Raw genomic sequence first — 26,292 nt, 5'->3', positions numbered from 1 at the left:
CACTATAAATATTTTTCTTTGATTTTTTCTGCCAAATCAATAGATCTCTTAATGCATACATCCATATTATAATATTCCCACTCACCAAAACGCCCATGAGAAATAATACCTAGAGAATCCAAATATTTTATTGCCTTCTCTTTAGATTCTTTATAATTCAAATCAAACAACACATAAGCATGATCAGTAATATTGTGTCCAACGATTCTTTTTAGAAATGGAAGTTTGCCACCCTCTTTTTCAAAATAATCTATATCGCGCACGCCAATGGATTCAGTCACACAATAATTTTTTTTAGGAGTTACTACAAATCCAGTATTAGATAACCTATGGATACCAATATCAGGAACTGGAATATACGCCCAAGTTACATCCAAACTGCCATCTGTCTCCCAAAGAGCATTTGAAACTTTGTTGTATTTTAATTTATCAAAACATTCTTGAACATTATTTGCAACATTATCTAAAAATCCAATAAATAAATCCAATGGCGAAGTATTGATGATTAAATCATATTCTTTCTCTCCATTTATAACCCACTTTCTTGCATTTTTTTCTATTTTCTTTACAGGATAATTTAAGATGACTTTTACTCCATCTCCAATTGCTTCTATGAAAGTGTTTTGATTATTAGTTTTTGGATAGTAAAAATTTTGGTGTGCCATACCATCATTTACACTTCCAAATAATGATTCAAAAAATCTCACTTTATCTGGCACCGGAAGTTTCATCTGTTTATCATCTATAGTCCAAACACTATCCATATTTTTGGGTTCAATACCCCAAATTTTAGTATTATAAGGTATAAAATACTCTCTTGCTAAAGTTGGTCCAAAATGATTTATAAACCACTCTTCTAGGTTTTTTCCTTTTTCATAAGATGCATTAAGCATTTCCAAAGTAATGTCAAATGCTAATTTTGAATCAATATCATTAATTTGCTTAACAGAAAACTCTATTGGATATGAAATCCATTTATCTCTAAAATAAATTCTTGTTTCTCTTTTTATTAAATTCCACTCTGATTTAAGTAAAACTTTGTTAAAAACAAAATCTTTTACATCTTCATATTTGGAATCAAAACAATGCCCACCATTTATATGATATACCATCCCATCAACATCTTTGGTTCTAGCTATACCTCCAACAACAGACTCTTTTTCTAAAACCTCTACTTCAAAATCATCTTTTAAAAGCCTTGCAATAGATAATCCGGAGACACCAGCTCCTAAAATTCCAATTTTCATTTTATACTCCTAAATTAATATATAAATCATTTATTTAACGATTCTCTTTTATATTCTTGAATCATCATTTCGATTCCTTTTTCTAGCGAGATCTCATTTCTAAACCCTAATTTATTAAATTTTTTATTACTCATACTCTTATACAATGTTCCATCATTGCAATCCACCTCCTTTTCAAAAATTAACTTCCCCTTATATCCTATAAGGTTTGCCATTAACAAAGAAAGTTCTTTAATGCTAATAGGAGATTCATTAGTAAAATTCACAAAAGAACTTAATAAATTTCCATATTCATCATATTCACACAATGCTTTAAAATCCACATTATTTGCCAAATAAATACAAAAATTCGCAAGATCTCTAGCATTTGCAAACTCTCTAGCAGCTTTTCCTGTCCCAATCATCTTTATATGATCTTTAAAGATTCCATATTTTTCACAAAATTCGATTGCTTCTTGCTGATTAAGTTTTAAATCACTACATAACACTTCAAAATTATTTTCATTTAAGCATTTTGCTAAGAAAATTTTCCTAAAAATTCCTGCCTGCACATGAGAGTCTTCTATATCAAAATTATCATTCTCGCCATAAATGCTGGTTGGAGCAACACATAAAAAATTTGTTCCTCTCTCCAAGTTTAAATATTCACACAATTTAATTCCAGACACTTTACTAATTGCATAGCTTTCATTGTTGGGCTGAAAAGATCCACTTAACATATATTTTTCTTCCAATGGCAAAGGAGCATCCTTAGGATAAACACACGCAGAAGCAAGATAAACCAACTTTTTAATGTTAAATTCAGCTGCACAATAAATTACATTATTTTGCATCATCAAATTGTTATATAAAAATTCAGCAGGATACTTTCTTTGCTTAATGAAACCTCCCACAAAAGCCGCACAAAAAAACACATACTCCGGTTTTTCTTTTGCAAAAAACTCTTGCACTGCTTTTTGATTGATTAAATCAAGTTCTTTATGTGTTTTATAAACAAGATTTGTATAACCTTGCTTTTGAAGTTCTTGTAAAATTGCACTCCCTACAAGCCCTCTATGTCCTGCTACATAAATTTTAGAATCTTTTTGCACTTAAAATCCTTTTGTATGGTCTTGTGTCATAGCTTCAATATCTCTATTTGATAAAATAGGATTTTCAACCCCCCAATCAATTCCTATGCGTGGATCATTCCAAGCAAAAGTGAATTGATCATTAGCATCAACATATTCACCTTTATAAGCCAGTTTATAATAATACATAGAATCACATTTTGAACTAACATATTGCGCATTTCCAAAACATGGAGGAATTAAGATTAATTTTTGATTATCAGAACTAATAATAAATTTCTCCCATTGGAGATATGTTGGAGAATCTTTTCTGCAATCCACGACAACTTGATAAATCTCACCAGTTATACAAGTTACAAGTTTATAGGTTTTGACATCTCCGTGGATTCCACGCAATACATTTGGTTTAGATAAAGTGAATTTATCAAGAACAAACTCTAAATCATTTGGCAATAAAGCCTTTAAAAATTCCCTAGAATAACTTGTCCAAATCTCTCCCCTTAAATCTTGAAATTTATTAGGAGTAATAATATAAACACCTTTTAGTTTTTTAGATTCCTTAATATCAAATTCTATTGCCATACTCTCCCCCTTATGCAGCTTTTGTTGTATAAGAAAGAAAAGTAGTTCCAAAATCACTAACATCACTAAAGGCAACTAGATTTGCCCCCCCCCCCGCCTACTTGACTCTAATCCTTGTGTTAAATACCATTGATACATCATTTTAATTCCTTGTTCTAAATTAATTTTGTGTTTCCAGCCTAAACTTTCAAGTTTTAATCCTGAAGTTAGCTTCTGCATTGCTCCATCAGGACGCTCGGTATTAAAAACAAGTCTTCCTTGAAAGCCAACAATTTCCTTAATTAACTCCGCAATATTTTTAATGCTAATATTTACATTGGGGGAAATATTAATATGTGTATTTTGTGGCATTGTTTCACCTTTGCACAAATCCCTAAAATCAATATTTTTCATTATGTGCAAACAAGCTCCAGCCAAATCTTTACTATGAACAAACTCTCTGGTAGGTTTTCCGCTCCCCCAAATCTCAACTGTATTTTCAGACACTCCAAAACTAGCAAGATAATCTTTTGCTTTCTTAAAATCAGACATCTTTAAATCAGCTAAAACTTCATTACTTCTACCTTCCTTTAAAAGCTTTGCTAAATGCATTTTGCGCAAAACAGCTGGTAAAACATGGGAATTCTCGAGATCAAAATTATCATTATTTCCATAAAGATTAGTCGGAGCCACTCCAATAAAATTAGTTCCATACTGAAGATTGTAACTCTCACACATCATAAGCCCTGCAATTTTAGCAACAGCATATGGTTTATTAGAATATTCCAAATCGCCTTGCAGCATTTGATTTTCATCAGTAGGCAAAATAGAATTTTTTGGATAAATAGCTGTTGAAGCTATAAAAATAAGCTTTTTAATCCCATTAAGATAAGCGTTATGAACCACATTGCACTCTATCATTAAATTTTGATAAATAAAATCCGCTCTAAAAACACTATTTGCTGCTATTCCTCCAGCCTTTGCTGCACAAAAAAACACATACTCCGGTTTTTCTTTTGCAAAAAACTCTTGCACTGCTTTTTGATTGATTAAATCAAGTTCTTTATGTGTTTTATAAACAAGATTTGTATAACCTTGCTTTTGAAGTTCTTGTAAAATTGCACTCCCTACAAGCCCTCTATGTCCTGCTACATAAATTTTAGAATCTTTTTGCACTTAAAATCCTTTTGTATGGTCTTGTGTCATAGCTTCAATATCTCTATTTGATAAAATAGGATTTTCAACCCCCCAATCAATTCCTATGCGTGGATCATTCCAAGCAAAAGTGAATTGATCATTAGCATCAACATATTCACCTTTATAAGCGCATTTATAGTAATAAACTGCGCTTTTGCTTCTCACACAATGTGCATTTCCAAATCCTGCTGGCACTAAAATAATTTGCTGATTATCTTGATTGATTGTAAATTTCTCCCATTGGAGATATGTTGGAGAATCCTTTCTGCAATCCACGACAACTTGATAAATCTCACCATAAACACATGTTGCGAGTTTATATGTTTTTAAATCTCCATGGATTCCGCGAATCACATTGTGATGAGAGTAAATAAATTTATCGTGAATAAATCTTAAGCCACTTGGCAAAAGTTTATCAATCCTTTCACTAGTAAATGCCGTCCAAATCTCTCCTCTTAAATCTTGAAATTTATTAGGAGTAATAATATAAACACCTTTTAGTTTTTTAGATTCCTTAATATCAAATTCTATTGCCATACTCTCCCCCTTATGCAGCTTTTGTTGTATAAGAAAGATTTTGCAAGCAAGAGATTTGAGAAAGATTAAGTTTTAAATGTGATATATTGTTTTTGATAGAAGCAATGAAAGAAATAGTAAAAATAATAGAAGTAGCATTAAAGTTTTTAATGCTACTAAAGGCAACTAGATTTGCCCCCCCCCCCCCGACCAATAATTTCAGCAAATAATTTAATAGAATCAGAAATATCTACTTGATGATTCCCTACAAAAAATCCTTTTTCTTGAAGATACTTTGCATTTTTAAGCTCTTTATGAATTGTGTAGTCAAAATATTTTATCACTTCGTTTTGTGTAAAATCCCCTGTAGCAATAGGGCGATATTCAATTTTATTTTTTTCTAATTTTTGAATAATTTCACTTCTTTGTATTTTGGATTCTGGACGGATAATTAAAGAGAAACCAAACCACGAGCTAGATCCAATTTCTTTTTGAATAATAAAATCAGGATGATTTGCAAAATAACTGCAAAATAACTTTGCATTTTCTCTGCGGTATTTTAGAAAACTTGGCAGTTTTTTAAGCTGCTCTATGCCTATTGCACCACTCATTTCAACAGGACGCACATTATAGCCAGGCAATACAAATCTAAAGGACTCACTAAACCAATCATCACTCTTTTTAGCTACCAAATTATCCTTTGGCAGATTTCTAGTCCAACCGTGCGCCCTTAAACACAATAAAATATGATAGAGCTCCTCATCATCAGTTACAACAAACCCACCTTCCATCGTTGCCATATGATGAGAATAAAAGGTGGAAAATGTCCCCATAACCCCAAATGTTCCAGCTTGCTTACCTTTGTATTCTGCACCCATAGATTCACAATTATCCTCCAACAAAATAATATCCCTGTTAGAAATCATTGCCTTAATAGCATCAAAGTCATTAGGATTTCCTAGCAAATTCACGCACATAATCATTTTTGTAGAATCTGTAATAGCAGTTTTTAAAGCTTCTAAATCATAATTAAGCGTCTCCAAATCAATATCTACAAATTTAAGCTTCAATCCATACTGATAAAGTGGATAATAAGTGGTACTCCAAGAAACAGCTGGCACAATCACCTCATCACCCCTTTTTAATCGTGGAGTCTTTGTATAAAATAATGCTGCTGTGGCAATTAAGTTTGCTGTTGAACCTGAGCTTGTCATTACAGCATACTTAGATCCTACAAACCTAGCAAAATCTTTTTCAAACTCTGCAACCTTCTTACCCATTGTAAATATATCACTTTTGATAACTTCTTGAATTGCTTGTAACTCTTTTTCATCCCAAGTAGATGAGGCTAAAGTATATCTAGTTTTTACATCATCGGTCTGCGATTTCTTCATTTCTTTAATTTTTTTAGCCAAATCTATAGATCTCTTGATGCATATATCCATATTATAATATTCCCACTCACCAAAACGCCCGTGAGAAATAATGCCCAAGGAATCCAAATATTTTATTGCCTTTTCTTTAGAGTCTTTGTAATTCAAATCAAACAAAACATAAGCATGATCGGTAATATTATGTCCGACAATTCTTTTTAAGAATGGAAGTTTTTTAATCTCCTTTTCAAAATATTCTATAGAATGACTTCCCAAGCTTTCAGCAAGGCAATAGTTCCTATTCGGCGTAAAAAAGGTCCCCATATTTATAGTTCTATGAATACCTATATCGCAATCCGGTATATATGCCCAGGTAAAATCCACACTTCCATCAGTCTCACACAACACATTTGAAATTCTATTAAATTTCAAGTTTCTAAAATATTTTTCTATTTCATATGGAATATCCTTTAATATATCAACTATTGCATCCAATGGAGTAGTATTAATAATCACATCATACTCTCTCTCTCCATTTATAACCCACTTTTTTGCATTTTTCTCTATGCTTTTTATAGGATAATTTAAAATGATATTTACTCCATTCCCAATTGCTTCTATAAAGGTATTTTGATTGTTAGTCTTTGGGTAGTAATATCCACTTGCTTCAACCATACCATCTACACCTTTTCCACTTACCAAAGATTTATAAAAATTTTCCTTAGTGGGTATAGGAAGCTTCATCTGTTTATCATCTATAGTCCAAACGCTATCCATATTTTTGGGTTCAATACCCCAAATTTTAGTATTATAAGGTATAAAATACTCTCTTGCTAAAGTTGGTCCAAAATGATTTATGAACCATTCTTCTAGATTTTTTCCTTTTTCATAAGATGCATTAAGCATTTCTTTAGTGATTAAAAAGGCTAGTTCTGTATCAAACTTATCAATCTCTAAAACAGAGTTTTCTATAGGATTGCCAATCCAATGTCCTTTAAATAAAATTTTTGCATTTTTGACATAAGAATTCCATTTATTCTTCTCTAAAACACTAGAAAAAACAAACTCTTTTACATCTTCATACCTTGATGCAAAGCAATGTCCTCCATTTACATGATATGCTACCCCATCAACATCTTTGGTTCTAGCTATACCTCCAACAACAGGCTCTTTTTCTAAAACTTCTACTTCAAAATCATCTTTTAAAAGCCTTGCAATAGATAATCCGGAGACACCAGCTCCTAAAATTCCAATTTTCATTTCTATATCCTTTAAAATTTATGCGTTATTATATCAAAACTAAGTATTCATTGCCTATTCTTAATCTTCCCCAATTTAAATAAAAACTTGATATATCCTCCCTTCCACCAAGTCTTATTTGCTTCAATCAAAGCCTCTCCAAGCCTATAAGAAAGATGATTTTTATATTTCAATGCTTCTTTATAATCCACACAAGATTCCAAAGGAGGCAATTTCAAAGAAGGATTTTTTCTGATTTTTTTCTGGTAAGTTTCCTTTTCTTGTTTGTATTTATAAATGACACATAATAATTCATAGGGCATTCTAATATAACCAGATAGAGATTTAGAATTCAGTATCATTTTCTGCCCTAACCTATAAGAAAGCTGATTCTGAATTCTAACTTTAGCAGAAGGTGTACTATTTTTATGAAAAGATTTGACTTTAGAGGATTGTTCTAATTTAGTCAGAGAAAGCTGTTTTGGATCTTTTGCCTGTTTCATTGGTTTTGGCAATAAAGCCTTTATCTCCTTTTGATAAGATAAAAATTGTTGATCATTAGGTTTTGCTTTTAAAGAATTATCGATAAATTTCAAAGCATCATCTAAATTCTTTCTGCAAACTGAAATTTTTGCCGCCATATAGCTGATATAAGGATATTTTGCACTAGCAAACTTTAAATATCTATCTCTCAAAGGATCATAAATAGGAAAAGCCCATTTATTCATAATATTATGTAATCCCCAAATCGCTTCAAAAAAATGCTCTCTATTTAGACATTCTGTTTTTAAATAAGCATCTGCTGCTTTTAAATCCTTTTTTGCAAATAGCAAATCCACCATAGCAACTCTATAAAAATCATTTTCAGAATCTTCTTGTATTGCCTTAGATAACCATTTATATTGAATACTAAATGACTTGTTAAGCTTTTTTGCAAAAGCATAAAGTCTATAATAACAATATGCTCTATGTAAATTTCCAATCTCTAAGCAATGAATATTCTTTTGAATAATATCATAAAGTTCTTCATTATTATAAATATCATAAAAAGAACAAATAAGTTCTTTTCCTGCAATCATACTTGCCGTATTTGAGAATACAGAAGAACCCGTAGAATAAATTTTTTTTGCCCTGCTTAAAAAATTTATATCAAAAAAAGCTCTTTCTTGATTCGTATAACTATAACGCCCTTCAATAAGAGAATCCACTGAATAAATTTGAATATTTTTATTAGGTTTAATCTGATTTAAATAATCTTCTAAAATCTGATTAGACTTAAAATCTTGCCCAATAATAACAATATGATTTCTCTCCCATTCCATCTTTGCAATTTCAATTGCAACCTCATAAGGAAAATGCTTAGTATTCATCCATAATTCTGGCGCAATTCTAAATTCCCCAAGAACAACCTCTCCCCCTCTTAAATGCAATATCACAAAATCACTAGCAATAATACTGTTGCAGATATACTCCACATCTTGAATCATTTGCGCACATTTATCTGACCACTGAATGCTTTCATAACACCTTTTTAAATCTTTTAAAGCCTCTTCTGGCACAAGATCACGCATACACTTATGAGGACTTATTTTACCGATAAAAGAACCCCATTTATGCTTTAAAAATCTAGATTTAGGATCTTTAAAGGACAAGTTCACAATATCATTTCCATGAGACCGATATTTTGAAGAAATCAAATGCTTCTGCAAAAACTTATCCGAAAAAATCTCTTCCGCCATCAATATCTGATTACAAAAAGATACACCTTCTTGACCTTTAACATCACATCTTCCATCATCATTTGTTCCATTCATCCAAGACAAAACAAATTTAAAATCATCCCCAAGATTCTCTGCAACATACATTGCACCTATAATTGTGGCAAGTCGCATTCCAAGCCCATCAAGACGACTTCCTACAATGTAGTGATACTTTCTTTTTAAAACCTCAACTCTTCTTAATACTAAATGCCCTCTAGTGTTTAAAGAAATTTTAATATATCTAGCCTTTAAGGATTGCAACACATTAATCTCTAAGACTTCTAAATCCGTCCATTCAAACAAACTTGAATCAAGATTAATCCAATTTTCTTTATCCAAAGAACATTCAACTTTTAAATTTTTATTGATTTTTTGATGTTTTAATTCTTTTCGATTTGTGATCCTTATGCAATCAATCGCATAAGCATCTTCTAAATCCACAACCCAAAAAGGATTGTCTTCTAATCCAGTATGAAAAGCAAAATTCACATCTTCCAAACTAGCGTCAATTGCCCGATTTGCATCATCAATACGCGACCATTTACTAACAGAACTCTGAATAGCTTTTTTGCCCTCTGTTAAATTCACTACATCTTCTTCTTTCCAAATCACAACAAAATCCTTTCTAATTTTATAAAAACAAATGTGCCCACAAACGATAAAACCTATAACGACATTTTCTATTCCTTAGCTACAAAATTTACTAACCAATCTATTCTTTTATGCTTTGGCATATCTTTAAGTTCTTCAAAAGAATAATCAATATAAAAATCTTTAATTTGATCAAAATTTTCTACAAATCCAAAATCGCCATTTTCTTTTACTGCAATTTGTCTATAGTAATCTTGCAAACACGGATCTTTAACGATTGCATTTTTTGTTTGATTTATAAAAATATTTGTTGGTATTAATTGATTTAAAAGTTGAATCTCCATAGCAGAAACATCAACAAAAGCTCTGTAAATCTGATAAGTTGTTTCAATAACTTGCTTATTCAATAGTTTTGTTAAAAATCCATTGCACTTATAACCTAAAATATCCACCTGCAAAGCGTTTTTTCGCAAAAAACTTATACCCAGCTCCAAATACTTTCTATATTTCTTATCTCTATATCCTATATTTGGGTGCGGTTGAATAATAACTTTTCTTAGTCCATTAATTTTTGCATATTGCACGATCTTTTTAAAAGCATATAAATCCGCGCTAATGCTACAATACTGCTCCGCTTTAATTCCTCCTTCCCAAGTTGGCGCATAAAGAATATAAGATCCCTCTTTTTTGTAGGATCTTTTATAAGGATTGCTACCAATAAAAGTATCTCCCATCTTAAGAATTCTATATCGACAAACATCATCTTGTGTAAAAATTTTGTGCTCCAAATATCTTCTTACCCCAGCTTCCCCAGCGCAAACAACATAATCATAAATCCTTATAATAGGTTTTATACTTGCAATCTTGTTACTTTCTCCATGAGTAACAAAAATATGTTTAGCATTTCTAAAAGTTAAAATCCTACAATTTGACTGCGCATTAAAAAGATAAAAAATAACTTTGTATTTACTCATATCTAATCTATTAATATTTAAAAAATATCTATATGGGATTTTATGTTTTTCCAATTCCCATCTATAATATAAAAAAGATTCCTTGTAGCTTTTAAAAACTACTTCTGTATTATCTCTGCTAAACACACCCTCTATAAAATAACCAATGAGTTGCTTAATTGCACCTTTAATTTTATTATCTATATAAATAGCACGCTTCATTTTATCGCCATTAAAAGCTTTTCAAAAGTATTATTAAGAATATAAGATTTGCCAATCCAATATTCCACAAAAGCCTTCCTTTCTTCTCTTTTAAAATCTCCTTTTTTTAAAAACATCTCAAATCTATTTATATCCGAAAAAAGATATAACCCATCTAAAGAAATATATTTATTCTTTAAAAAATCCTGCATCAAAACTTCACTAGCAACATAAGTATAAATAGGGGCATCACACGCTAAAAACTTTTCTTTATATGTTTTCAAATCACACACCACTCCTTGACAACCAGCCAATATTTCATTTTCCACCTTGTGATACACTCTGCATTCAACAGCATTTATGGCAAGCAATCTATCAAGCAGTTTATAAAACGCCTTTAAAATATAAGTTTTTTTAGAAGTTATTATAAAATCAATAGAAAACTGATTATTTAAAGCATATTTCATAATTGCTTGCATAACTGCAAAAGACATTAAACTCTTATGATTTGACAACACACACACTAAATTATCTTTCTTTTTTACATTACATAAATCAAAAAATTGCGGCTTACCAATCTTCATTATTTCCATTGTTGATAAACCATCTATTTGAGACATCTTTTCAAATGCAGCTTGAGATGGTAACCAAATTGCATCATAGGCACGAATCACTTTTGATAAAGCGGAATCTCTAATATAATTTTCGCTCCCGATAAAAATGTGCTTATAATCAGAAAAATTTAATAAATGAATATTTTTGGAATGATGAGATAAGTAGAAAATTACTTTTAAATTTTTAAACTTGGAGATATTATCATCAACCTCCACAACACTTTGTGCATAAACAATATAACATGATTTAAAATAAGTCTTCAATTTATTATATAGATTCTTATCGCGAACTAAAATACTGAATTTAACATTTGCTTTTAAAAAAATTGGAATCCAATAAGACAAATGATCATATCCTATTTTTGCATTCTCTCCACTTTGGAGCAATATCGTAGAATCATAGACTATTCTAGACACATATCCTCCTCAAACTGCTTTAGAGTTTTAACAAAAACATTATTTAAAGTCTCTTCTTTACCTAAAATATATTCTTGCGCTTCAAGCCTTCCTTTCGCTAAAAAATCATTCCCCATTAATACATTTTTAATGCCATCATATAATTCATTGGGAGAAGAAAACAAATAACAATACTTTTCATAAGGCATATTACTCTGCGCAATTTTAATTTCTTTTTCTTTAGGCATATACAAAAAAATAGGGGCATTTGCCGCTAAACATTCAGTAACTACACCAGAAATATCACAAATAAAGAGATTTGTTTTTTTAATTAATTCACTCACATTAGCCTCTACAGACTTAATATCCGCTAAATTATCTTTTTGCAATTCTTTATCAAGATTTATAAATTTATTTTTTCCGCTACCCATATGAGGATGAAATTTAACAGACAATTCCAAAGGTAAACACTTTATTTTCACTAAATTATCCCTTATCGATTCTAGAGAAGAATAATCCTGCTCTTTATATAATCCCTCCCAAGTAGGAAGATACAACAACCTTAAATCTCCTCCAAACCTTTCTCTCCAATCCAAATCTGTCTCCTGTAACACTTCTTTAAGAGTTGGACGCCCAACCTTGACAAACCGCAGACCATTCAAAGAAAATCCAGCATTTAAAAATCTATCCCTATGAGCATCCCCAGCAATCCAATTCTCATCATACACTCTAAAAAACTTTCGAAAACTAGATGCTTTATCGCTATCCCCATGCCCAATAAAAATATGTTTAATTTGCGTCTGATAAAGAAGGCTCATATTATTACCCGTGTTAGAAGGATAAAAACAAGCCTTAATCCCAGAAAACATATTAAAAAACTCATCTATTTCTTTTTTTGTTTTTACATAAACAATATTTGCCTGTGGATACTTTTCTACCATTAACTCAAATGTTTCTAACTTTCTAACAAGGATTACAAATTTTACTTTAGATTCTTTGAAATAAGAATACCAAATGTTAAGATGAACCAAAGCCGTATAACCAATTTCACCCGTATGCAAAACCACTTTAAAATCAGTATCAAAAACTCTACAAGCCAAATCTGGGACATTTCTATTATTTTTAAGATTTACAAACATATCCTTAAAAAATAATCTAGGGGATTTAATTAACTTGGATAATTTACTCATTATTTTTCAAATTTACCTCTACAATCTGTCCAGTAAAATCAGACAGTAAAGTATTAATTGCAACATAAGCAACACATTCTGCTGTTAGCAAAGTAGAAGGATCCTCTTTACCAAAATTAGCTACACGCATAGGTGTTAAAGTTCTTTGAGGACTGATACAATTTACTCTTACTTGATTAGAGCTTTTAAATTCTTCCGCCAACGCTTGTGTCAAATTCACAATTGCCGCCTTTGAAGAACTATATAAAGAATAACTGCATCTTCCCCTCGTATAAGAACTTGAAGCAAAATTTAAAAGCTGTCCTGAAGTTTTTTCTAAATATGGAAGTGATGCTTTAGCAACATTTATTGCTCCAAGATAATTAATATTAACGGTATCTAAAATATCTCCATAACTCATAAACTCCAAACGCGATTTCACTAAAATAGAAGCTGTATTTACTACAAAATCTATTGCCCCATATTTTTGATTAATATTATCTAAATCCCTCTCAACGTCAGATAACAAGGCAATATTTGTATTGGTTGACATTCTGCTAAATGCTTCCACCTTAGCACCGTAAAGTTTGAGCAAATTTACAATACTCAAACCTATTCCGGATGTTCCTCCAAATACTACAACAACTTTATTTTTAAAATTTTCTTGATAATATTTCTCACTATATACAAAATCATTTTTAATGTTTTTAAGCTGAAAAATCTTATCTGCCAAACTTATATCACTTGGATGTGTAATTTTAATATTTTCTAAACTACCCATCACTACACAAATTTTTTCATTGCATAGATATTTTTTAACAACTCCACAATCATCAGTCGGAATAAAATCAGAATCCTTATCTGCCATCAAATAAGCTTGTTTGATTGTTTCTATTTTGAAGGCCTGCGGTGTTTGACCTTGCATCATAAATTGTCTTTGAGGAATGTTTGTTATAAATCCCTCTTTTGCCTCAATAATAGTATCAGTAGCAGGTATTGCCACATCTACTGCATTATAGTACTGTAAAGACTCTATAATATCATCAATAATTTTATTGCTAACAAACGGACGGACTGCATCGTGAAAAATTAGATTAATTTCTTTTTCATTATCATAGGACAATATAGCACTCATTGAAGAGTCTCGCCTTTCTTCTCCCCCTAAAATAATCTTTTTAACCTTTATATACTTATTCTTATCAACAATTTCTTCTATTTTATCTTTCCAGCCTCTCTTAATAACAATACAGATCTCATCGATGCCTCTATGATGAACAAAAACTTCTATTGTATGCTCAATAATAGTTTTTCCAGCTAATTTTACAAATTGCTTTGGAATATCAAGACCAAATCTATTGCCCATTCCGCCAGCTAAAATTACAGCAACATTTTTTCTCAACTTCAATCTCCCGCAAGGTTTTTTATAAATTCAACACAACATTTGTTGCAATTGCAATTTGGTATAAAATCTGTGTCAACATACCAAAAATCTGCAGATTTTGTGTATCTACTTTTGGAAGCACTAAAATAGAATCACCAGCTTTAATATCAGCAGAATTCCATCTGCCATTATATTTGCTAGCTTTTCCACTATTGTTAATAACCAAAACTCTTCCAACATCTGCTCTCTTGCTGTAACCACCTGCTAAATCTATATAATACTTCAAATCTTTCTTGTCCAAATAAACAAAAGCTCCGGGTATTGATACCTCTCCTTGCACAATTACTAAGTTATTTTTATTTGGGACATTAACAACATCACCATCTTCAAGAACCACAGAAGCATATGTCCTAACATCATCAATAACAATTTGTCCTTTAGGTTGTGCCTGTTTTGCCCGCTCAATAAATTCTAAAATCGTTTTTGCCTGTGTCGCCCTAATAGCAGCTTGCTCTGCATTTACAGATGAGCTTGTAAGAGCTAAAGTTTCAAGCTCTTTAAGCTGTGCATTAATAAGTTCCTTTTGCATTAGAGCTACACTTTTCCTAAAAACCTGCAACGCGTTAATATCAGATTGATTGTTAGTTGCAATCATTTTTGCAACATCCGCTAGAGTTGTTCCCTTTCTCACCACAATGGAACGTAACCCATTATGCTCTCCTTCAATATTAACATTAATATTTTCTGCTATATAATCCGGTCTAAACTCTATTTCATCTCCAGCATAAAGCTTCACACTTTCAAATTGTTTCTTATCATAGGCATCAACAACAAGTTGTCTATCTTGTCTATGGCTTCTGACTACTGCGTTTGTAACAATGGGCTTAACGCCAGATACTTTAGCAATATCAAACAAACTCTGAATATCTTTTCCTAATTCAAATCTAAATGGCTTTTGCACATCACCCCTAACAAACACATAATCTTGCACGCTACCTACCAAAATCACATCACCCATTCTAAAAGGAAAAAGCTCTATTCTACCCTCTAATAAAAAATCATACAAATCCACATATTTTATAACTTTATTATTACGTAAAATTTGTATATCTCTAAAGCTCCCATATTCTAAATTAATACCGGCTGCCTTATCAATATATTGTATAATGGAATCTGAACTTAGTCCCTGATAGAGACCTGGCTTATTAACATTTCCAGTAACAAACACAGAAATGTTTTGATAAATATCCAAATCTGCATAAACAAAGACATTATTTTTATAAACTTTATTGATTGCTTTTGTGATAACTTTTACTAATGAACTATTTTTAACACCAAGCAAATTAATTGCACCAACCATTGGAATAAATATATTTCCCTGAGAATCTACCACTAAAGTGCTAGAAAATTCAGTTGCACCCCAAATTTTGACATTAATCCTATCTCCAACTGCAAGTTTATAATCTGGATTATAAATGTGTTGTTTAAATTGTGTAAAATTTCCATTAAATAAATGTTCACCAAAAACTCCAACCAAAGATTCTTCTTTTATTACTTCTTTGTCTGTGATATTTTCTGTTTTAGATTCCATTTTGGACTCAACTGCATCTATTGTTTGAACTTTTGAAATTTGAGAAACATCTACTGCACCAAACACCAACAAAGGAAAAATTAGTAGTAATAAAATTTTTTTCATTTTAATATCTATGCTCCTCTATAATCATTCTGATAAATTTAACAACCCCAAAAACCAACGAAAAAACCATAAAAGCCGTAAGGATATTATAAATTTTTTCTGGATATTTCGCACTTTGTGGCAAACTTGGATTTTGTATCACAACTACTTGTTTAATTTTTCTTAAAGCCTCAATCCTTGCTGTTTCATAAGCTTTTAAGGCAGTTGTATAAGCATTTTCTGCAAAAGTAACTTCAATGGAAAGATCTTGAAATTGCGCAGCAAGATCATTTAATCTTTGCGAGGTTCTAGGAGAAGCAACTTTATTTTTCTCCACACGCAATTGCTTCTTTAAAGCTGCAATCTCTGATTTAATAGTAACAATCTGTGGAGCACTCTCATTAATATAACTCTGCATCATTAAAAGCTCTGCCTCTTTAGTTGCTATCTTGGCTTCTAAGCTTCCTATTAATTGCAACCTTCCCTCCGCCTGTTTTAATGGATCAAAAATTCCATATTTATTTTGAAAAGCCAAAAGATCATCTTTCGATTTTTGATATCTCTCTTTAAAACGCAAAAGCTCTCTTTCTGCAAACTCCATTTGTTCTCTAGCTGCCCTATGAGAGATTTCATTAATAAACCTTTCACTCTCTTTGACAATTGTTGTAGCAATAAGATGAGCGCTTTTTGCATCAAAGCCTTCTACATCAACTCTCAAAATGCCATCTCCTAGACCATCTTGCAAGATTTTCACGCGATTTTGGTAATACTTCAATAAACCTTCTTGCGTAGTTTTCAATGCAACACTATAAAAAAGATCAATCGTTTGCTTTGCATAAAGCTCTCTTATATCAATTTTTTCTTCAAGAATTTTTAGCATATCAAGAGAATGAATATAAGATTTTAAAAACAAAATATCTTCATTGGATAAAGAGCCATTATTAAGTAAAGAAGCTAAACCATTAATTTCTCCTGTACTTTGTGTCGTTGCCTTTACGCTTAAAATACTCTCACTTACATAGCGATCCGCTGCTATAAAAACATAATAAAACGCAACAAAAAGAGTGAGAATAATAACAATTTTAAAGGAATGTAAAATCTCTAAATTTTTAACTCTTTCTAAAAAATTATTTAACATTAACTTTCCCTTGATACACAGCTATCCCTTCATCTACATCATCATAAACGGTCGCTTTACCATCTTGCATAAAGACAATTTTATCACACCATTGCTTAATCTCTGACACATTATGAGAAACCATAATCACCTTAGATTTAGACAATCTCTCTTTATAAATCCGATTGCTTTTTTCTTTAAATTTTGGATCTCCGACTGCTCCTGCTTCATCAATTAAATAATAATCAAAATCAAAAGCCATACTCAATCCAAAAGCAATTCTTGCTCCCATTCCAGCCGAGTAAGTTTTCATAGGCTCATCAAAAAACTTACCAATTTCTGCAAACTCCTCTACAAATTCTACCTTTTCCTTTAAAGCCTCCCCTTTATATCCATAAACTCTAGAAATAAAACGCACATTATCTCTCGCAGAAAGACTCCCCTGGAAAGCACCAGATAAACCTAAGGGCCAAGAAAGCTTTTTATCAATAATAATTCTACCTCTATCTGGCAATAAAGAACCACTAAGAAGTTTCATTAGCGTAGATTTTCCCGCCCCATTTCTTCCCATTAATCCTATACTGCAGCTATCAGGAAATTCAAAAGTTAAGTCTCTAAAAACATAATGCCTACCACCTTTTGTGAGAGAATAAGATTTTGTAAGATTTAATAATTTTATCATCTTATGGCAATCAACTTTTCTCTAGTAAAATAATAAAAAAATAACCCACAAAAAAGAATAATGATCAAACAAAAAAGTGGATAATAGTAATTATAATTATCCAACAAAGGATAATTTTCAAAAAAATTATATTTTAAAAGTTCCATAATATGTAATAAAGGATTATAATAAAAATACTCAAGAATAGGCTTTGGGATAATCCAAGCAGGAATCACAACAAAAGATGTCCAATATAAAATTGCATGAATATATCCAAAAAGTTTCTGAATTGGTTCAGAAAAATGCCCAGCTATCGCAAAACACATTCCCATTGAAAATCCAAATAAAACCAACATTACAAAAGAAAACATAACTTCTAACATATGCTGTGGAATCACATGCATACGAAAAAACCAACCCACCAAAAACATAACACAAACAAAAATTGTAAAATAAATACAAAATTCCAATAATGCCCTAGCAATAAAAACATGAATAGGGCGAATAGGCTTATAGGCAAAAAGAGCTAAATTTGCTTGAATTCCATTTAAGATCTGTGTAACTATACTTCTAAACATAAAAAATGGAATAATCCCTATAACCAAAAACATAAAAATTGGAATCCCATCAGGCATAATTTGATGACGAAACTCTCTAATCATAGCGACCAAAGAAGCAATTGTTAAAATTACCATCATAGGCTCGCCAATCACCCAAAAATATCCCAAATATTTATTGATTCCAAATCTAGTTTTAAGCTCCCTAAAAAAAAGAGCGTGCACAACATCAATCATCTACTTCCATTTTTCTTTTAATCAAAGTTGTCATTTTAGCACATTATATCTACAAAACATTAATAAAGCCCAAATTTTATAATTGTTTTCCAATTGTTTGCTCTGTAAGCTTTTTTTTAAGAACTAGGTCTATAATAGACTGCTCTCTTTTATTTGCTTTTTTACAATGACCTTTATCAAAAAAATCTGTAATCCTTATAATAACTTTTGCCCATTTTTTGTTTCTCTCTCTCCAAGCATGCGAAGATAAAGATTCCCAAGCGTAGCCATTAAATAATGTTGCATTTACAAAATGATCAAGAGCTCTCACTCCTTGCCTCACTCTATCTGTTTTTCCAAAAGTCCCCACAATAACAATAAAAAGATAACTGACAATTGCCAAAGGTACAATTGCACACAACAAAACTGTTCCTGCTAACTTCTCTCTCATTGATTTCTCTTAATAAATTTAATACGCATTCCATTAGCCGATCTAATTGTTAATCTACCCACAATATCTGGCACAAAACTTTCTTCCAATTCCAATTTATATTTTCTAATAATATTTGCAAGAATCAGCACAGATTCCTGCATAGCAAATCCTTGCCCTATGCAAATTCTCTCTCCCATCCCAAAAGGCATATAGGTATCCTTCTTAATATTACTCTTGCTTTCGTACCTTGTTGGATCAAATTCATGAGGATTCTTCCAAAAACGCTCATGCCTATGAATAAGCCAAGGGGCAACCACTACTCCCGATCCTTTCTTTACCAGCTTATCTCGCATTTTCCTATCTTCTCTTGTTTCTCTTGCAAAAAAACCAACGGGCGGATAAAGCCTTAATGCTTCTTTAAAAATATTTGTTACATAACGCATTTCTTTGATATGTTTTATCTCAAAAACTCCATCACCTGCAATCCTAGCAATTTCTTCATAAGCTTTTTCTTGCTCATTAGGAGCTATGCTCAAAATATAAAGAGTCCAAGTTAAAGAGCTTGCAGTTGTCTCATGCCCTGCTAAAAACAACATAGAGACTTGATCTAAAATCTCTTCAAATGTAAATCTTTGATGAGTTTCCGCATCAACAACTTGCAGCAAAGAAGACAAAATATCCTCATACTTTCCTAGATCATTTTGTGCATTATGATATCTAGGAGCAATAATATCAGACAAAACTTTACGAATTACAGAGGCGGCTTTTAGTCTTTTATTTTCGCCTAAAAGCTTAGAAAACCATTTAGGGAAACAAAACATTGTTCTTAATGCTGTCTTAGTTGTCTCCTCTTGCACGGTCCCGAATGCTTCCAAAACAAGTCTGCCCTTTGCTTCATCTAACTTAGAGGACATAATCGTTCTAAAAATTACATCGGCTGTTACAAAAGTCATGATTGCATCCACTTCAATAACTGCACAATTTTGATAACTTGCAAGTTTTCTCATCATATCATCTGTAGCATCACGCATAAGATTGAAAACTTTAGAAATTCTTGTCATCTCAAAAGAAGGCCTTAAAAGCTCTCTTTGCTTTTTCCATACTTTATCATTAGTTGTGAAAATACTCATTCCTAAAAGAGGCTCTAAAAGCTCATGTAAAAGCTGGCTTTTAGGAAAATTTTTCACATCATCCACCATAACATGCCTAACTTCTTTTGGATCATTAACAACATACAAATCAAATCCAGGCATTTTAACCCTGCCCATCATCATTTTATAACTACGCTCATACAATCCATCTAACCAAGATCTTCTTTTAAATAAAAAAGTTGCAAATGTCGAAGCCTTAGTTTTATAAGGTTTTGGATGAAATGGACACACTCCCATAGGCGACTCCTTTATTGTATTTTATTCTCAAGCATTAAATTTCCAATCACAAAATCAAAAAAATCATATTGCCCTTTGATTTGTGTGGCAAATAAATATAAAAAATGCGCTTTGTATTTATCCCTCTTGATGCTTTTATACTCTCTTGGTTTGTAAAGCGTATGAAATCTAGCGGATAAATATTTTGGAGTGAATTTGGCATTAATTCCACTTGTTTTTAGAAAATCAACTTGTGGAAAACAAGCTCCATCAATAATAGAGGTAAAATCATACCAAATAATCTTTCTTTGTGAGATAAATTCTAAATCTTTTTTAAAAATTCTTGCTTTTTTATGAAAGCTCACCAAAGGAATACATTCTCCTAATGTTAAAATCTTTAACTTTGAATAATCAAGCTTTGCTTTTTCGCACTTTTTAAAAACCTCTGCCAATACACAGACACTAAGCATTGTTCCCACACTATGCGCAATAAGAATGGCCTCATATCCTTCGTCATCTTGATGCTTTTGTAATTGCCTAAAAATCTTTTCACTAAAAGAATCAATTTTATCTTTAAGTAAGGTTTTTCTATAACTTTCCCATTTAGAACTAAATGCACAAATTCTTGCAATCCAAAATATTGCAAGTTTTTTTCCAATCCTAAATATTAATTGTGGCAAATAAAGTAAAATCAGCACACCTAAAATAACCCCCAATAAAAAATGAAATTTTTCCCAAAAATAAAACAAACTTCCAAATGCTAGAAATAAAGTAAATATCACACTAAAAAGCACATAAAAAAATGGATAAAACCCTGTAATAAGCTGATAAAAAGATTCTTTGCCAAATTTAATAAAAAATCCCGTAATAACATAAAATCTAAAAAAAACAAAACAATCTAGCAAAGTATCTTTAATGCTATCTGACCAATTCTCTTTAACGATTTCATTCCAATTTAAAAAAGTGTATTTAATTTTTGTCTTTGGTGTTTTAATTTGCCAAAATGGATAACCATCCACATCAATTTGACTTCTTGAAATCTCATAATCGTAAGATAGAATCTGATTTTGCAAGGCTATATTTTTCTTAAAAATAGAATAATAATGCCGATATCCTCTTGGATCATAGCCTGCGATATAAAACACATCCCTTTTAGAACACTCTTTTTTCATACAAAAACTCTCTTTTAATTACGCAATGTTGGAGTATAACTCACTATTGCTTTTTATCGCTTTACACAATAAGATTAATCCTTAATTTTTAGTTTCTTTAGTGTCTTGTATCTCTCCTATAGATATTTCAATGTCCTTAAAGATAGTCTTTAAGATTAACAATTAAAGCTTGCAATTTATCCTTATCCTTCTTTCCTGCAAACTTCTCAATACTAGAATTTATATCTAGCATCTTAGCTCCCATTTGTTTCAATGTTTTAATATTTTGGATTCCAACTCCCCCAGCCACACACAAATACTGCATTTTTAGAGATTCCAATACACTCACATCAATACATTCTCCACTTCCCCCACCTAAAGCACTTTTAGAATCCAACAAGATAAAAGGGCTTGGTAATTCCTTTAAATCTATGTGTTCTAAATCCTTTTTAGATTCCACATTTATCACTGCATAATACGCAAACTCTGCTTTTTTTAAATCCACCCCACCAAAAAACTGCGATGTAACTCCATGAAGCTGAAGTGCATCAATTTTACCACTTTGATACATCTCTAAAGCCTTCTGCATTTGCACCACATCATCTTTAATAACTGCGACTTTTAACACATCTGGATATGCTTCTAATACATTTAAAATCTCTTTTAAATCCTGCACAAAACGCAAAGACTTTGGCTCTAGAATAAACCCAAGTGCACCAACTTTCTCTCTATCTTCTTGTCTTAATGTATATAAAGCTTCAGCACACATTTTAGCATCTTCTGCATTTGTGATTCCACAAATTTTAATTAATCCTAATGTGGATTCTAAGAGTTTAAAGGCGTTTTTATAAAAAACATTTGTGCTTTCTTTACCCTTTTTCATCGCATTTTTAAGCCCCTCTAATGCAACTTTAGGATTCTCACTTTTAACCAAATAACTTCCGCACAAAATCCCATCAAAGCCTAAATTTCCAACCACAAAACCATCAAAACTGCATTTTAAAGAAGATTCAAAAACCACTTTAGAGCTAGGATTTACGCTTTTTATGAAATCTAAAAGATTATATGCCTTAATTTTATCAATATCAAAGGTATGCAAATTGCGCGAATTTATGCCAATCAAAGATGCGTTTAATGGCGCAATAAACTCTACTTCAAAGGCATTATGCACCTCAACTAAAGGAGTTAGATTCCATATTTTGCACGCATTATACAACTCCAAAAGACGCGCAAATCCCCCATTATTCCCATCTAAAAACACAGCAGCAATCAAAAGCACCATATCCGCACCAAAATCATAAGTTTCTTTGATTTGCTCCACTTCTGTAATAAAATCTTTTCTTAACACGCAAGCATTCTTAAACGCATTTTTTACAGCTTTTAAATCCTCTAAATCTCCGTGAAAATAATCTTGCTCACACAGCACAGAAATCGCTAAAGCACCTGCTTGCAAATAAGATTTTGCTAAGGCACTAGGTTCTAAAATCTCTCCGATTTTCCCTGCGCTTGGACTTGCTCTTTTGATTTCTGCAATCACAAAAATTTGCTCTAAATTTGGTAAATTCAAAGGTACATTGCGTGTAGTATGGCGAATTTTACGCGCTTTTTTCTTTGCTAAAATTTCTTGTAAAATCGTAGGAACTTGCGTAACTTCTAATCCCATTAAAATCCCTCTAAACGCATATTGCTAATCTCTTGAAAAGATTTTAAAACCTCAAAAACAGAACCTTCTTTAATGATTTCTTTTGCTTTAAAAAAGCCATCTTTAATAGAATCCACCAAATCACACACATACAACGCAGCTCCTAAATTTAAGGCAACTAAATCAAGCTTTGGCGAGTTTAAGCCCTTAAAAATATCTTGACTAATCTCTACATTCTCACGCGCATCGCCACCTTTTAACAAAGAATAAGGCACAAAAGAAAGTCCAACTTCAATAGGATTAAAAATATAAGTCTTAATCTCTCCTTCTTTAAGTTCGGTAATTTGCGTAGGTGCGCACAACGAAATTTCATCATAACCATCTAGTCCGCTAACAACCATTGCGCGCTTAATCCCCAAAATCTGCAATGCCTTTGCCATAATCTCCGTATAGCTTTTATCAAAAACGCCAATAAGTTGATGTGAAATAGGAGCAGGATTGCTTAAAGGACCTATGAGATTAAAAGCTGTCTTAAACCCTAATGTGCTGCGTGCTGGAGCTGCAAAACGCATTGCAGCATGGAATCTTTGCGCAAAAAGAAAAGTTAAGTGTAACTCTTCATAAGCTCTTAGAGAGTTTTGAAGCTCCATATTTGCATTAATCCCAAGTGCATTTAGTAAATCTGCTGAACCACTTTTAGAAGTAATTGCGCGATTTCCGTGTTTAATGATCCCAAAATTTTCTTTTCTAGCCATAGAAGCCAGTAAAAGCGCGCAAGTTGTTGAAACATTAAAGGTTTTTACGCCACTGCCTCCTGTGCCTACTAAATCAAAGTTCTTTTCAAACTTTCTCTTAGGCGCAAAACGCACTGCCTTTTGCTTTAGCACAGAAGCAAATCCTGCCAGCTCATAAGAATCCACACCTTTTATCTCAAGGCTTGTTAAAATGCTTCCAATTTGTGCATCACTTAAATTTCCTTCTGTGAGTTCATCCATTAGATTATAGCTTTCTTGAAAATTTAATGACTCTTGCTTGAGTGTCTTTTTTAAATATTCTTTTATAGGGATAGGCTCTCTTGCATAATGTAAAAAATTTTGGAGCATTTTTACCCCATCTTTTGTGCCAAGAGATTCTGGGTGAAACTGCAAGCCCACAAGATGATATTGCTTATGTTCTACTGCCATAATCTCCCCATCTTCACTGCTTGCACTCACAATAAAACACTCTGGAATTTCATCTTTTTTGCCCACAAGAGAGTGATAACGCACAATAGGTGTTCTTTGCGGAATATGGCGGAAAACTCCTTTTTCATTATGGATTAGCGGTTCAACTTTTCCGTGAATTATATTTTTTGCATTAACAATCTCCACTCCAAAGGCTGCTAAAATCGCTTGATGTCCTAAGCAAATCCCTAAAATTGGATAAACGCCTTTGAAAGTTTGCACAATTTCAATGTTAAGCTTAGAATCCTTAGGCGACTTAGGACCCGGACCTAAAATGATATAACTTGGATTAAATGCTTGAATGTCTTTAAGACTCGTTTTATCACAACGCACAACTTTGATAGGATAACCAAGTGCGCTAAAGGCTTGATAAATATTAAAAGTAAAGGAATCGTAATTATCAATTAAAAGTATCATTGTTTATTTCCCATAATTGCTTCAACTAAAGATAACATTTTGTTTTGCGTTTCTTTGTATTCTTCACTCGGAATAGAATCATATACAACACCCGCACCTGCTTGCAAATAATATACACCTTTTTGATAGATGGCTGTGCGAATTGTGATTGCAAAATCCATATCACCATTTTTAGAAAAATATCCAATCGCCCCTGCATAAATTCCACGCTTATTAGATTCTAAATTCTCTATGGTTTTTATTGCTTGAATTTTTGGCGCACCACTTACTGTTCCTGCTGGAAATGCAGCAAGTAAAGCATCTGTTTTTTTATGCAGTTTTAAATCCATTTTGCCCTGCACTTCAGAAACTAAATGCATAACGCGTGCATATTTTTCTATGGCTTTTTCTTGTGTTACACGCACGCTATTTGGCAATGCAACTTTACTAATGTCATTACGCCCTAAATCTAACAACATTAAATGTTCAGCATTTTCTTTGATATTCTCTTTTAATTCTTCTTCAAATTTGGAATCTTCTAGGGCATTTTTTCCTCTTGGGCGTGTGCCTGCAATTGGACGTGTAGTAAGTAAAGCAAAATTTTCTTCATTATCGCTTTGCACCTTAATAAGAACCTCTGGAGAACTCCCTATAATTTGATACTCTCCAAAGTCAAAATAATACATATAAGGACTAGGATTACTAGCTCTTAAATTCTCATAAGCTTGCAAAGGTGGTAAATCACTTACAATCTGAAGACTTTGACTTGGCACGCATTGTAGCAAATTTCCTACATAAATCTCATTTTTTAACGATTCTACCATTTGCGTAAAATACAATTCTTTATCTTTAGAATTTATCGCTGTTTTATAATCTCTATTCTCTTTTTTTGGGATTTCAATCTTCTTTAGTTTATCTAATAAATCTTTGCTACATTTTTCTAAATCAAAATCTTGCACTTCATTTTCATACACAACATTAACAGCATAAAGCATTTCATAAAAATGATCAAAAATAACAAACTCTCTCCCAAAAATAAAAGCATTTTCACTTGCTTGATACAATGGTGGTTTTTGAAATTTCACTTCTTCAATCTCACTAAAAAACTCATATCCTAAATACCCAACACCACCTAATGGCAATGGCAAGAAGCTCAAATCTTCCGAAAAAGTCCTTGCATTAATTTGTGGTGCAAGTGCCATAAAAGATTCTAAAACATCAAGAAATTTTGGATTTTTTGGCAAAACAATGTTATGAATTTTTTCTAAAGAATTTAGTGGATATTTGTTGAAATCTTTTTGCAAAAAATATTGAGAATCTTCTTTTATAACTCTAAAAGCCTCTTGTGTAATCAACAAAGAAAATCTCCCCTTTCCTGTTGTTAAAAACGCAGATTCCAACAACACAGGTGCCTGTAAAGACTCACATACCATTAAAGGCGTAAGCTTTGAAGCAGAGATTTTTTGAATTTTAATTTGCGCTTTTGCGCCTTGATTATTAGATTGTTGTAAAAATGCAAACATCATTAGTCTTTTAAAAAAATTTGGGCGAAATTATACAGAATTTTCGCTACAATCTGCATTATT

Annotated in this window: 21 protein-coding genes and 1 pseudogene; all 22 read right to left on the bottom strand. The window is 31.9% G+C overall.

Going from position 1 to position 26,292, the window contains the following annotated elements:
* Nucleotides 1-2: 2 nt before the first annotated feature.
* The 22 genes and pseudogenes from Q0358_RS00550 to Q0358_RS00445 all read right to left on the bottom strand — a co-directional run bounded on the left by Q0358_RS00550 (nucleotide 3) and on the right by Q0358_RS00445 (nucleotide 26,229).
* The gene (locus tag Q0358_RS00550; RefSeq protein WP_299545911.1) at nucleotides 3-1,247 is read right to left on the bottom strand and encodes an NAD(P)-binding protein; all 1,245 of its coding nucleotides are present in this window, start codon (nucleotides 1,245-1,247) and stop codon (nucleotides 3-5) included.
* A gap of 26 nt (nucleotides 1,248-1,273) precedes the next feature.
* Complete coding sequence (locus Q0358_RS00545) at nucleotides 1,274-2,338, bottom strand: NAD-dependent epimerase/dehydratase family protein (RefSeq protein WP_299545908.1); 1,065 nt, start codon at nucleotides 2,336-2,338, stop codon at nucleotides 1,274-1,276.
* A complete protein-coding gene (locus Q0358_RS00540; protein WP_299545906.1) occupies nucleotides 2,339-2,899 on the bottom strand; it encodes a dTDP-4-dehydrorhamnose 3,5-epimerase family protein in 561 nt (186 codons plus the stop codon).
* Nucleotides 2,900-2,974: 75 nt separating this feature from the next.
* Nucleotides 2,975-4,054, bottom strand: coding sequence for a GDP-L-fucose synthase (locus Q0358_RS00535; protein WP_299545904.1), 1,080 nt, complete (start codon nucleotides 4,052-4,054; stop codon nucleotides 2,975-2,977).
* Nucleotides 4,055-4,612 carry a dTDP-4-dehydrorhamnose 3,5-epimerase family protein gene (locus tag Q0358_RS00530; RefSeq protein ID WP_299545902.1) on the bottom strand — a complete coding sequence of 186 codons (558 nt, stop codon included), beginning with the start codon at nucleotides 4,610-4,612 and terminating at the stop codon, nucleotides 4,055-4,057. It abuts the gene before it with no gap.
* A 155-nt stretch (nucleotides 4,613-4,767) separates the two neighbouring features.
* Nucleotides 4,768-5,985, bottom strand: a complete 1,218-nt coding sequence (locus Q0358_RS00525; protein WP_299545985.1) for a DegT/DnrJ/EryC1/StrS family aminotransferase — start codon at nucleotides 5,983-5,985, stop codon at nucleotides 4,768-4,770.
* Nucleotides 5,986-7,224 (bottom strand): annotated as a pseudogene (locus Q0358_RS00520) (NAD(P)-binding protein); the annotation flags it as partial.
* Between the two features lie 47 nt (nucleotides 7,225-7,271).
* The gene (locus Q0358_RS00515; RefSeq protein ID WP_299545900.1) at nucleotides 7,272-9,575 is read right to left on the bottom strand and encodes a discoidin domain-containing protein; all 2,304 of its coding nucleotides are present in this window, start codon (nucleotides 9,573-9,575) and stop codon (nucleotides 7,272-7,274) included.
* A gap of 68 nt (nucleotides 9,576-9,643) precedes the next feature.
* Nucleotides 9,644-10,729, bottom strand: coding sequence for a hypothetical protein (locus Q0358_RS00510; RefSeq protein WP_299545898.1), 1,086 nt, complete (start codon nucleotides 10,727-10,729; stop codon nucleotides 9,644-9,646).
* On the bottom strand, nucleotides 10,726-11,739 hold the full coding sequence (locus Q0358_RS00505) for a hypothetical protein (protein ID WP_299545896.1): 1,014 nt from the start codon (nucleotides 11,737-11,739) through the stop codon (nucleotides 10,726-10,728). Before Q0358_RS00505 ends, Q0358_RS00510 begins: the two co-directional genes overlap by 4 nt.
* On the bottom strand, nucleotides 11,727-12,857 hold the full coding sequence (locus Q0358_RS00500; RefSeq protein WP_299545894.1) for a CDP-glycerol glycerophosphotransferase family protein: 1,131 nt from the start codon (nucleotides 12,855-12,857) through the stop codon (nucleotides 11,727-11,729). Before Q0358_RS00500 ends, Q0358_RS00505 begins: the two co-directional genes overlap by 13 nt.
* A gap of 43 nt (nucleotides 12,858-12,900) precedes the next feature.
* Nucleotides 12,901-14,286 (bottom strand): bifunctional cytidylyltransferase/SDR family oxidoreductase, encoded by a 1,386-nt coding sequence (locus tag Q0358_RS00495; RefSeq protein ID WP_299545892.1) that lies wholly within the window; start codon nucleotides 14,284-14,286, stop codon nucleotides 12,901-12,903.
* Between the two features lie 22 nt (nucleotides 14,287-14,308).
* Nucleotides 14,309-15,964: a polysaccharide biosynthesis/export family protein gene (locus tag Q0358_RS00490; RefSeq protein ID WP_299545890.1), complete on the bottom strand. Its 1,656-nt coding sequence runs from the start codon at nucleotides 15,962-15,964 to the stop codon at nucleotides 14,309-14,311.
* Between the two features lies 1 nt (nucleotide 15,965).
* Nucleotides 15,966-17,081 carry a capsule biosynthesis protein gene (locus Q0358_RS00485; protein WP_299545888.1) on the bottom strand — a complete coding sequence of 372 codons (1,116 nt, stop codon included), beginning with the start codon at nucleotides 17,079-17,081 and terminating at the stop codon, nucleotides 15,966-15,968.
* Nucleotides 17,071-17,742, bottom strand: coding sequence for an ABC transporter ATP-binding protein (locus tag Q0358_RS00480; protein WP_299545886.1), 672 nt, complete (start codon nucleotides 17,740-17,742; stop codon nucleotides 17,071-17,073). The genes Q0358_RS00485 and Q0358_RS00480 overlap by 11 nt, the downstream gene beginning before the upstream one ends.
* Complete coding sequence (locus Q0358_RS00475; protein ID WP_299545884.1) at nucleotides 17,739-18,515, bottom strand: ABC transporter permease; 777 nt, start codon at nucleotides 18,513-18,515, stop codon at nucleotides 17,739-17,741. The genes Q0358_RS00480 and Q0358_RS00475 overlap by 4 nt, the downstream gene beginning before the upstream one ends.
* 76 nt (nucleotides 18,516-18,591) lie before the next feature.
* Complete coding sequence (locus tag Q0358_RS00470) at nucleotides 18,592-18,945, bottom strand: hypothetical protein (RefSeq protein WP_299545882.1); 354 nt, start codon at nucleotides 18,943-18,945, stop codon at nucleotides 18,592-18,594.
* Complete coding sequence (locus Q0358_RS00465) at nucleotides 18,942-20,315, bottom strand: cytochrome P450 (RefSeq protein ID WP_299545880.1); 1,374 nt, start codon at nucleotides 20,313-20,315, stop codon at nucleotides 18,942-18,944. The genes Q0358_RS00470 and Q0358_RS00465 overlap by 4 nt, the downstream gene beginning before the upstream one ends.
* Nucleotides 20,316-20,326: 11 nt before the next feature.
* Complete coding sequence (locus tag Q0358_RS00460; protein ID WP_299545878.1) at nucleotides 20,327-21,466, bottom strand: DUF829 domain-containing protein; 1,140 nt, start codon at nucleotides 21,464-21,466, stop codon at nucleotides 20,327-20,329.
* 136 nt (nucleotides 21,467-21,602) lie between these two features.
* The gene (locus tag Q0358_RS00455) at nucleotides 21,603-23,108 is read right to left on the bottom strand and encodes a bifunctional indole-3-glycerol phosphate synthase/phosphoribosylanthranilate isomerase (RefSeq protein ID WP_299545876.1); all 1,506 of its coding nucleotides are present in this window, start codon (nucleotides 23,106-23,108) and stop codon (nucleotides 21,603-21,605) included.
* Nucleotides 23,108-24,727, bottom strand: a complete 1,620-nt coding sequence (locus Q0358_RS00450; protein WP_299545874.1) for a bifunctional anthranilate synthase component II/anthranilate phosphoribosyltransferase — start codon at nucleotides 24,725-24,727, stop codon at nucleotides 23,108-23,110. The genes Q0358_RS00455 and Q0358_RS00450 overlap by 1 nt, the downstream gene beginning before the upstream one ends.
* Entirely contained in the window at nucleotides 24,724-26,229 is a 1,506-nt protein-coding gene (locus Q0358_RS00445; protein ID WP_299545872.1) for a chorismate-binding protein, read from the bottom strand. Before Q0358_RS00445 ends, Q0358_RS00450 begins: the two co-directional genes overlap by 4 nt.
* Between the last annotated feature and the right edge of the window lie 63 nt (nucleotides 26,230-26,292).

The organism is uncultured Helicobacter sp. (assembly GCF_937893305.1).
Lineage (GTDB): Bacteria > Campylobacterota > Campylobacteria > Campylobacterales > Helicobacteraceae > Helicobacter_D.
Note: the sequence above shows the minus strand (reverse complement) of the source record. Positions and strands in the feature narration are given on the sequence as shown.

Coding starts and splice junctions, on each gene's coding strand:
- Q0358_RS00550 (WP_299545911.1), bottom strand. CDS start 1,247: ATGAAAATTGGAATTTTAGGAGCTGGTGTCTCCGGATTATCTATTGCA.
- Q0358_RS00525 (WP_299545985.1), bottom strand. CDS start 5,985: ATGAAGAAATCGCAGACCGATGATGTAAAAACTAGATATACTTTAGCC.
- Q0358_RS00540 (WP_299545906.1), bottom strand. CDS start 2,899: ATGGCAATAGAATTTGATATTAAGGAATCTAAAAAACTAAAAGGTGTT.
- Q0358_RS00510 (WP_299545898.1), bottom strand. CDS start 10,729: ATGAAGCGTGCTATTTATATAGATAATAAAATTAAAGGTGCAATTAAG.
- Q0358_RS00485 (WP_299545888.1), bottom strand. CDS start 17,081: ATGTTAAATAATTTTTTAGAAAGAGTTAAAAATTTAGAGATTTTACAT.
- Q0358_RS00445 (WP_299545872.1), bottom strand. CDS start 26,229: ATGTTTGCATTTTTACAACAATCTAATAATCAAGGCGCAAAAGCGCAA.
- Q0358_RS00530 (WP_299545902.1), bottom strand. CDS start 4,612: ATGGCAATAGAATTTGATATTAAGGAATCTAAAAAACTAAAAGGTGTT.
- Q0358_RS00480 (WP_299545886.1), bottom strand. CDS start 17,742: ATGATAAAATTATTAAATCTTACAAAATCTTATTCTCTCACAAAAGGT.
- Q0358_RS00465 (WP_299545880.1), bottom strand. CDS start 20,315: ATGGGAGTGTGTCCATTTCATCCAAAACCTTATAAAACTAAGGCTTCG.
- Q0358_RS00470 (WP_299545882.1), bottom strand. CDS start 18,945: ATGAGAGAGAAGTTAGCAGGAACAGTTTTGTTGTGTGCAATTGTACCT.
- Q0358_RS00500 (WP_299545894.1), bottom strand. CDS start 12,857: ATGTTTGTAAATCTTAAAAATAATAGAAATGTCCCAGATTTGGCTTGT.
- Q0358_RS00460 (WP_299545878.1), bottom strand. CDS start 21,466: ATGAAAAAAGAGTGTTCTAAAAGGGATGTGTTTTATATCGCAGGCTAT.
- Q0358_RS00455 (WP_299545876.1), bottom strand. CDS start 23,108: ATGGGATTAGAAGTTACGCAAGTTCCTACGATTTTACAAGAAATTTTA.
- Q0358_RS00450 (WP_299545874.1), bottom strand. CDS start 24,727: ATGATACTTTTAATTGATAATTACGATTCCTTTACTTTTAATATTTAT.
- Q0358_RS00475 (WP_299545884.1), bottom strand. CDS start 18,515: ATGATTGATGTTGTGCACGCTCTTTTTTTTAGGGAGCTTAAAACTAGA.
- Q0358_RS00490 (WP_299545890.1), bottom strand. CDS start 15,964: ATGAAAAAAATTTTATTACTACTAATTTTTCCTTTGTTGGTGTTTGGT.